Raw genomic sequence first — 8,632 nt, 5'->3', positions numbered from 1 at the left:
TGACGCAAATTGAGGATCAGTCCTATGAAGAAATGCTTCAGCAAAGAGTGTTCAATCCGCTGGGAATGCAGCACTCCACAACACGACGAGAATTGGTTAAAGACAGGCTGGTAACCGGACTCAACAAAAGAGGTAACCCGACCTTTTGGTCCGAAGCCAAACGCTCTATCAAACTGAGTTATGGGCGCTTACAGTATGTGTCAGGTCAGCTGTAAAATTCCTGCAAGTATGTCTGACTGGCCTGTTCCGAAGACACGCTAATATATGACTTATGATGTATATAGGTTGGTTTTGGGATGTCATGTTACATCATATGTAACAACTGCAACAAAAGCTTGGGGAAAAGACTTCATGAATGTGAAAAATTGATACTCTATGATTTTAAAGGTGAAATTTACAGTTTTGATATTGCCTGCCTTTTTACCTACTCTTTAATGTGCTTATAAGTAATAAACATATCGTTACTATTACGGGCCTGCTGCTAGTGGCAGCGACCTGTTTCTGCGTTCTATTCGGGCAGGGAACTCATCTCCATGTTCTCAGTATTCATATTGGCGATCATCTCGACGTTCACGCCCAAGTGCATGCCCATGAAAGTGAAAATCCTGACGATCAGCCATTTAAAAAGGGGACTGATCAAGATGATCACAAGCACCAGGTTAGTACTTCCTCTGATATCATTGGCACGTTGACGAGTCCTACCCAGGTTAATCCTGATATAGCAAACAATCTCGTAGCTTTGTTAGAGGTTGAATTTGTGGCTACCCGGTTAGAGCTTGATGACACTCCGACACTTTTTGATCTGCCACCGCCAAGGCCGGTACCGAACCATTATCACCTCTCCTCTTTTTCCCGTCGCGGCCCTCCTATAGCTTAATTTTCCCTTTTCGGGACTTCCTTTCCTAATCGTATCACATAATTACAATTCAACCATCATGACAAGGTATATCCGGTGGACGCTATTGCTGGTATTATTTCCGGCGTTGGTCCATGCACAACCAACCTCTATTACGCTTGATGAAGCCGTCGAGCTTTTCAAACAGAACAGCCTTCAGCAGGAACTGGCCAGATATGACCAGTTGCGCAAGCAGGGAGAAGCGATCCGGGACAAGGCGTATTCCAATCCCGAGGTCAGCATTAACCGGGAGCAGCTCAATGCTGGTACAGTCGATTACGAGGAAACGACCTACATGCTTTCCCAGCCTATTGAACTGCTTGGGCAGCCCTTTCTGCGCAGTCGTAGTGCTTCCAAATCACAAAAGGCGGCCGAACTGCAATTTGAATACGACCGGCTACAGCTAATCCGGCAGGTAAAATCGCTGTACGTCGAATACTGGCAGCTGTCGGAGAAACTGGGAATCTATAATCGGGCGCTGGACATTATACGCAAAGCCCGTTCGGCAGCTAAGGCGCGACAGGCTGAGGGCACATTTTCCGGCTTACAGGTGCAACGGTTTAACGTGGAGCTCAGCCGGTACCGGAAACAACGCGACCAGGTTCATCTGAACCGTAAGCAAACGGGCAATCGGTTGGCTACCTATTTGTTTTCTGGACAAGAGTTGGATACCCAATTCCAGCTATCAGATAGCCTGACGGTCGATCCTATCAATATGCAAGAGCAGGCACTAATCCAATATGCCCTTGCCAATCGGGCCGACCTGGCAGCTTTGGAACAGATGGTCGATGCTTCCGAGCTGCAGTACAGGGTTGAAAAACGGGATCGCCTGCCCGACCTGAACGTTAACTTCGGGTATAAAAATCAGTCGGATGGTGCCGAGGGCTTTGTCATCGGCGGATCCATCAAGCTCCCCATCTTGAACCAAAACCGGGGCAATGTAACGATTACCCAAGCTCAAACTCGTTCGCGCAAGACCGAACTGAGCTTGAAGCAGCAGGCGGTTCGCAACCAGGTTTCAACGGCTTACGAGCGAGTCGAGCTCGTGTTGGAGCAGTGGAAGTCTATGCAGCAGGACGCGATGGATGTGTCAATGCTGGAAGCCGCACGGGCGGCCTACCAGCAGGGACGCTATTCACTGGTTGAACTCCTTGATGCCACCCAGGCTTATGTCGATGGCCAGACGATGATCTACGAGACTATAGCTGATTATAATCAGGCACTTTTTGAATTGGACGTACAATCCGCAGGACGAATATCTAACTCTAAAAACAACTAATACTATGAAACGTTTACTTCTTATTTGTTCGATCGCAGCAGGATTAACGATAACAGGATGTGGCTCGGATGATTCCGGGCACACCCACGGTGAAGATGGTGACCACACCCATGAAGCTCCTGCTCAACAATCAACTACAAATGACAGTGACGCTGTCCATATTGGAGGTGGTGACCATACAGCAGACCATGATTCCACTCATACCCATGATGAAGAAGGCGATCACACTCACGGAGAAGATGGGGATCATACCCATGAAGAGGATACCCATTCCCATGGAGATGAAGAACACGGTCATTAATTCCTACCCATCCAATAAACTTGTCACGAACAAAATTTGATGCAATGAAACAACTTATAACGTTAATCATGATGAGTACGTCCCTGGTGATGACGGGGTGCGGAGGTGCCGGTGACGAAGGCCATACGCATGGTGAAGAAGGCGATCATACTCATGAGCAGCCCATACAACAAGCCCAGGAAGATCATGGTCATTCCCATGATGGAGAATCAGATCACGGGCAAGAGGGAGAAGAACCTCAACTTGAGGGTGCCGGTGCAATTACGCAATGGACGGATAAAACCGAACTGTTCATGGAATACCCTGCATTAATTGTCGGGCAGGAAGCTACCTTCGCCGTTCATCTGACCCGATTGTCGGATTTTAAACCCATTTCTAAATCAGAAGTGGAATTCGTTTTTAGCTCAGAACGAGGCAACGAAGGGTCCCTCACCGAAACGGAAGTGCAAACTCCTGGAATTTATGGTCCTGATGTCGTCTTTGATCGAGCAGGACGGTACGATCTTACGATCATCATTCAGGGAATGGTGAATGATACGTTGCAGGTCAAGGGAATCCCGGTGTATAATTCAGCTGATCAGGTGCCTCACGGGCACGCCGAGGAAGATCCTTACCTAATTACCTTCCTAAAAGAACAGCAGTGGGATATCCCTTTTGCTACCCAAAAGGTGCAACAGCGAACGCTTACACAAACCATAGATGCCACCGGGGAAATTATGGCCGCGCAGAATAGCCAGGTTGTCGTTTCCGCTCCATTTTCGGGTATTATTTTGTCCAGTCAAAACGGCAACCTGCCGGTCGTAGGTCAGCAACTGTCAAAAGGAACGTCTATGGCAGTATTGAATCCCGCTATCCAATCGGGCGCCGGTGATAATTACGCCCAGCAGTTTATTAATGCTCAGTCTGAGCTCGAGCTGGCCAAAGCCAACCTGGAGCGGTCCAAGCGTTTGTATGAAAAAGAGGCCATCCCACAGACGGAGCTACAGAAGGCTCGTATCGAGTACCGACAGGCATTGACGCACTATCAGACCATCAATGAGGTAATCCAGGTAGATACCACGACTATCGAAGGGTACGGAGAATCAGCCGAATCCTACCGGTTTGCACTCAAAGCTCCTATAAATGGCACGATAGTCGAATCTTTCGTCACGCCGGGCATTCAGGTTGAAGCCGGACAGCCATTGTACCGCATAGCGGATGCCTCCAGGGTCTGGCTAAAAGCCAACGTTCCGGCTGCTCATCAGAGCCGCATTGCCAACGCCGGAGAGGCCGCCTTTCGGGTGCAGGGCGATGACCGCCTGTATGAAGTTAGTGAGCTGGATGGACGGCTAATCAGCCGGGCCAACAGCATCGATCCACAGACCCGAACCCTGCCGTTGATTTATGAGCTCGATAACACAAAAAATGGGTTGCCATTGGGGATGTTCTCTACGGTACATATTAACACGGATACCAAAGAGAATGTGCTGGCGATTCCCCGATCCGCTTTAATTGAAGAAGAAGGAAACTACAACGTCTATGTACATGTCTCCGGAGAATCCTTCCGGAAGCAGCGGGTCACGACTGGTATTGAACACCGAGGTTGGGTAGAGATCACCTCCGGCCTGCAAGGTGGAGAGCATGTGGTGACCGAAAATGCTTACCAGGTGAAACTGGCTTCGCTTTCGTCCGAGGCACCTTCTCACGGGCATACCCACTAAATACGCTCTGAATTTCAAATTAGTTAAATCGTACTGATATGTTAGATGCAATTATTAAAGGGTCACTGAGGCACCGGCTGGTTGTCGTGGTGACCTCCATCGTGTTATTTGTTGCCGGTGCGTACGTGGTCATCAATATGCCTGTGGATGTGTTTCCCGACCTAACAGCTCCCACCGTTACAGTGATGACCGAAGCGCATGGTATGGCCCCCGAGGAAGTCGAACAGCTTGTTACACTGCCAATCGAAACCGCTACCAACGGTGCCAGCGGCGTGCGACGGGTGCGCTCGGCTACTTCCAAAGGATTTTCCATCGTTTGGGTAGAATTCGAATGGGGTACAGACATCTACCAGGCCCGCCAAATCGTCAACGAAAAGCTCTCAATGGTGAGTAGCCAACTGCCGGAAGAAGTGCCACCGCCGGTGATGGCTCCTATCACCTCCATTATGGGAGAAATTATGTTGGTGAGTGTAGAAAGTGACCGGCATTCGGAGCTGGAGATACGCACGGCTGCCGACTGGGAGATCCGGCGGCGCCTGCTGGCGATTCCCGGAGTAGCCCAGGTAGTGCCTATTGGCGGGGGAGTTAAACAATACCAGGTCCGCGTGGATCCCGATCGGTTGAAAGCCTACGATGTAACACTGGACCAGGTGATGGAGGCTACCGAATCCTCCAACGAAAACTTTTCGGGCGGCTTCTTCCAGGAGTACAGTCAACAGTACACCATTCGTGGAATTGGACGGGCTAACTCAATAGAGGATATCAAGCAATCGGTGGTGACTGAACGCAATAACCAGCCTATTACCATTGGCGATGTTGCCAATGTAACTATTGATGCCGCTCAGAAAATCGGCGACGCTTCTGTCAAAGGTGATCAGGCCGTGATTATTTCCATCAAAAAACAGCCGGATACCAATACTCTTGAGCTGACAGAACGGGTCGATGAAACGCTGGCGCAGATTGAGCAAAACCTGCCCGAAGGATTTACGATCAACAGCCACATTTTTCGTCAGGCCGACTTTATCGATCTTGCCATTGACAACGTGATTGAAGCCTTACGAGATGGTGCCATTTTGGTAGTCATTATTCTACTGCTTTTCCTGGCTAATTTCCGGACGACGATGATCTCTCTCACGGCTATACCGCTGGCACTTATTACTTCGGTGTTCGTACTGGAGTTTTTCGATATCACCATCAACACCATGACCCTGGGCGGGATGGCTATTGCCATCGGTGTGATCGTGGATGATGCGATCATCGATGTGGAAAATGTCTTCAGGCGGCTTCGGGAGAACGCCAGGCTACCGGAGTCGGAGCAAAAGTCAGCGATGCAGGTGGTGTTTGAAGGATCCAAGGAAATACGGACCTCCATCATCAACGCCACGCTGATTATCATGATCGTCTTTATTCCGCTCTTCTTTTTGAGTGGTCTGCAAGGACGCATGCTCCAGCCGCTGGGACTTTCCTACATCGTATCCATCGGGGCCTCTCTGGTTATTGCGATGACCGTAACGCCCGTGTTGTGTTACTACCTGCTGCCGGGACAAGCGGCGAAAGGCAAGTTGGAAGAAAGCTGGTTTACCAAAAAGCTTAAATCCGGCTACGACCAGATACTGGATAGCATCCTGCGCTACAAGAAAAGCGTGTTGACCGGCACGCTGGTTTTATTCTTGGGTACCTTGATTATAGTGCCATATCTGGGAAGCTCCTTTCTGCCGGAATTCAATGAAGGAACGCTGGTCATTAGCGCGGTGACCATTCCCGGCACCGGGCTGGATGAATCCAATGAGATAGGTCAGCGTATTGAAAATATCCTGTTGGACCATCCGGCGGTCACAAGTACGGCACGACGTACCGGACGGGCAGAAATGTCCGAGCACGCCCAGGGGGTTAATGCCTCGGAGATTAATGCCGATCTGGATATCCAGGAAGGTACGACCAAGGAGCAGGTTTTGGAGGAACTACGGTCTGATTTAAGCGGCGTTTCTGGAACCAATATCACAATTGGTCAGCCCCTCGGCCACCGGATTGACCACATGCTTTCAGGAACCAGGGCTAATATTGCTGTGAAGATTTTCGGTCCCGACCTGTATCGCCTGCGAACTCTGGCAGAAGAGGTTCGAGGCCAGATGGAGGACGTCCAAGGCGTTGTGGATCTCTCAGTCGAACAGCAACAAAACGTCCCACAAATCCAGATCCGACCCGACCGAAGGGCCCTTGTGCGTTATGGCATGAACATCGGCGACCTGTCCGAAAAGGTAGATGTGGCTTTTGCCGGTGAGACCGTCTCACAGATTATAGAAGGGGACCGGTTGTTTGATCTGATGGTTCGATACGATGAGGAACACAGGGGGAGTATCCAGGCTGTAAAGAATGCAGAACTGACGCTTAAGGATGGGACGGTGGTTCCGCTTTCGGAATTGGCCAGCATCAAGTCGCGCAGTGGTCCCAATACTATTAGTCGCGAAAATGTGCAGCGTAAAATTGTGGTTTCGGCCAATGTAGCCGGACGTGATTTGCGTGGTACGGTGAATGCGATCAGTGATAATATCTCCGATAACGTCAGCTTTCCACAGGGCTATTTTGTGGAATACGGCGGACAGTTTGAGAGTCAGGCGCAGGCCACCCGCACTATCTCGCTGCTGAGTATTGTTGCAATCCTCCTTATTTACCTGCTGCTGTACCTGGAGTTCAGCTCACTGAAAACAGCACTTCTGGTGATGGTGAACCTGCCCTTTGCCCTGATCGGCGGTATCTTTATCGTTTGGTTTACCAGCGGTATTGTTTCCATTGCCTCTCTTGTTGGGTTTATCACCCTGTTCGGTATTGCCACCCGAAACGGAATATTGATTGTTTCCCACTACCAGTACTTGCGTTGGGAGGAAGGCAAATCCTTTATGGATGCTATTCGACAGGGGGCTATGGAACGGCTCAACCCGATCCTGATGACGGCCCTCACTGCTGGGCTCGCATTGATCCCGCTGGCACTGGCCGCCGGTGAACCCGGAAACGAGATACAGTCGCCCATGGCACAGGTTATTTTAGGTGGACTTATTAGCTCTACTCTGCTTAACATGATTGTGATTCCGGCCTTGCTGGCACAGTTTGAGAGCAGTGAAGCGAAAATTACAAGCTAAAAAAATACCAAGACTATGAAATTCCTTATTCTAAAATATGCGGTAACGGCCTTTATCATAGTCCTGGTCTCGGAAGTAGCCAAGAGAACCGACCGGTTGGGAGCGCTCTTGGCTTCGCTTCCCTTTGTTACCATCATGGTGATGATCTGGCTCTATATCGAAGGTCAGGGAGATGAAAAGATAAGCAATCACGCCTTCTATACGTTTTGGTACGTCATTCCCACCCTGCCGATGTTTTTAGCCATGCCGGTGCTGTTAAAAAATGGCATTAACTTTTGGTGGTCGCTCATAATTTGTGTGGGGATTACTATTATCTGCTTTGTTATCACATCCTTGGTAGCAAGTAAGTTTGGCGTAACGTTAATTCCTTAGAATACAGTCGTAATATATTTACCTACAATCATTTACAGGTATCTCTGCTACTGTTTCGGTGGATCTGATTCCATCATTCTGGAAGAAGACAAACGTAATCTGTTGATCCCATGATGGAATTGCCTTTTTCAACCGAACAGTTTCTTGAAGTCTTCGAAACCTATAATACCGCCATCTGGCCGGCTCAGATCGTGGCATATTTACTGGGTGGATTGGCTATATATTTATCTTACCGACCCGCCGCAAGAAATGACAGGACAATAAGTCTAATATTAGCCGGATTTTGGCTTTGGATGGGGGCGATTTATCATCTCACCTTTTTCACCTCCATCAATACCGCTGCCTACGGTTTTGGGGTAATTTTTCTCATACAGGGTTTGCTGTTTCTTGGCGTGGGGGTCTGGAAAGACTGGTTGAAGTTTCGCTTGAAATGGGATGGATATGGTATAACAGGAGCAGTTCTGATTATCTATGCCATGCTCTTTTATCCTATAGTTGGAGCTCAATTGGGCCATGGGTATCCTTATGCTCCAATGTTTGGAGTAGCGCCTTGCCCAGCCACCATTTTTACGTTTGGCATGTTGCTGTGGACTGTAAAAAAAGTACCGTGGTGGATTTTAGTAATTCCTGGACTGTGGTCTGTTATTGGTTTTACAGCAGCAATCAATCTTGGTATTCTGGAAGATATGGGGCTGTTGGTGGCCGGGATTTTGGGAATTCTGTTACTGATGACAAAAACCGACAGGAGAGAGAACACAATCCTTACTAAATAATACTAGCGTGTAGTACTATTTGTATTGTAGCACCAGCATGAGAAATTGATTAGGCGGAAAGAAATTTTAAAATGCAAACCACGCCCGGGAGTATTTGAACGCTTAACCTTCTGGCCAGGACAAACTGATATATGACCTTATGATTCATAGAGGTTTATTTTAAGAGGTCATGTTA

At 48.8% G+C, this 8,632-nt stretch carries 6 protein-coding genes and 1 pseudogene; all 7 read left to right on the top strand.

Annotated elements, in window-relative coordinates; all coding sequences use genetic code 11:
- Positions 1-215, top strand: a pseudogene (locus tag ACG2E4_RS17920) (hypothetical protein); the annotation flags it as partial.
- A 720-nt stretch (positions 216-935) separates the two neighbouring features.
- Positions 936-2,174, top strand: coding sequence for a TolC family protein (locus ACG2E4_RS17915; RefSeq protein WP_395277447.1), 1,239 nt, complete (start codon positions 936-938; stop codon positions 2,172-2,174).
- Positions 2,175-2,178: 4 nt separating this feature from the next.
- Positions 2,179-2,475, top strand: coding sequence for a hypothetical protein (locus ACG2E4_RS17910; RefSeq protein ID WP_395277446.1), 297 nt, complete (start codon positions 2,179-2,181; stop codon positions 2,473-2,475).
- A gap of 44 nt (positions 2,476-2,519) precedes the next feature.
- Positions 2,520-4,175, top strand: coding sequence for an efflux RND transporter periplasmic adaptor subunit (locus tag ACG2E4_RS17905; protein ID WP_395261674.1), 1,656 nt, complete (start codon positions 2,520-2,522; stop codon positions 4,173-4,175).
- A 38-nt stretch (positions 4,176-4,213) separates the two neighbouring features.
- On the top strand, positions 4,214-7,312 hold the full coding sequence (locus tag ACG2E4_RS17900) for an efflux RND transporter permease subunit (RefSeq protein ID WP_395277445.1): 3,099 nt from the start codon (positions 4,214-4,216) through the stop codon (positions 7,310-7,312).
- 15 nt (positions 7,313-7,327) lie between these two features.
- Positions 7,328-7,684 carry a DUF3147 family protein gene (locus ACG2E4_RS17895; protein ID WP_395277444.1) on the top strand — a complete coding sequence of 119 codons (357 nt, stop codon included), beginning with the start codon at positions 7,328-7,330 and terminating at the stop codon, positions 7,682-7,684.
- A gap of 110 nt (positions 7,685-7,794) precedes the next feature.
- Complete coding sequence (locus ACG2E4_RS17890; RefSeq protein ID WP_395277443.1) at positions 7,795-8,457, top strand: DUF6064 family protein; 663 nt, start codon at positions 7,795-7,797, stop codon at positions 8,455-8,457.
- Positions 8,458-8,632 lie beyond the last annotated feature (175 nt).

Origin of the sequence: Halalkalibaculum sp. DA384, from assembly GCF_043951955.1 — a bacterium.
GTDB lineage: Bacteria > Bacteroidota > Rhodothermia > Balneolales > Balneolaceae > JAMQKA01.
Note: the sequence above shows the minus strand (reverse complement) of the source record. Positions and strands in the feature narration are given on the sequence as shown.

Coding starts and splice junctions, on each gene's coding strand:
- ACG2E4_RS17915 (WP_395277447.1), top strand. CDS start 936: ATGACAAGGTATATCCGGTGGACGCTATTGCTGGTATTATTTCCGGCG.
- ACG2E4_RS17910 (WP_395277446.1), top strand. CDS start 2,179: ATGAAACGTTTACTTCTTATTTGTTCGATCGCAGCAGGATTAACGATA.
- ACG2E4_RS17905 (WP_395261674.1), top strand. CDS start 2,520: ATGAAACAACTTATAACGTTAATCATGATGAGTACGTCCCTGGTGATG.
- ACG2E4_RS17900 (WP_395277445.1), top strand. CDS start 4,214: ATGTTAGATGCAATTATTAAAGGGTCACTGAGGCACCGGCTGGTTGTC.
- ACG2E4_RS17895 (WP_395277444.1), top strand. CDS start 7,328: ATGAAATTCCTTATTCTAAAATATGCGGTAACGGCCTTTATCATAGTC.
- ACG2E4_RS17890 (WP_395277443.1), top strand. CDS start 7,795: ATGATGGAATTGCCTTTTTCAACCGAACAGTTTCTTGAAGTCTTCGAA.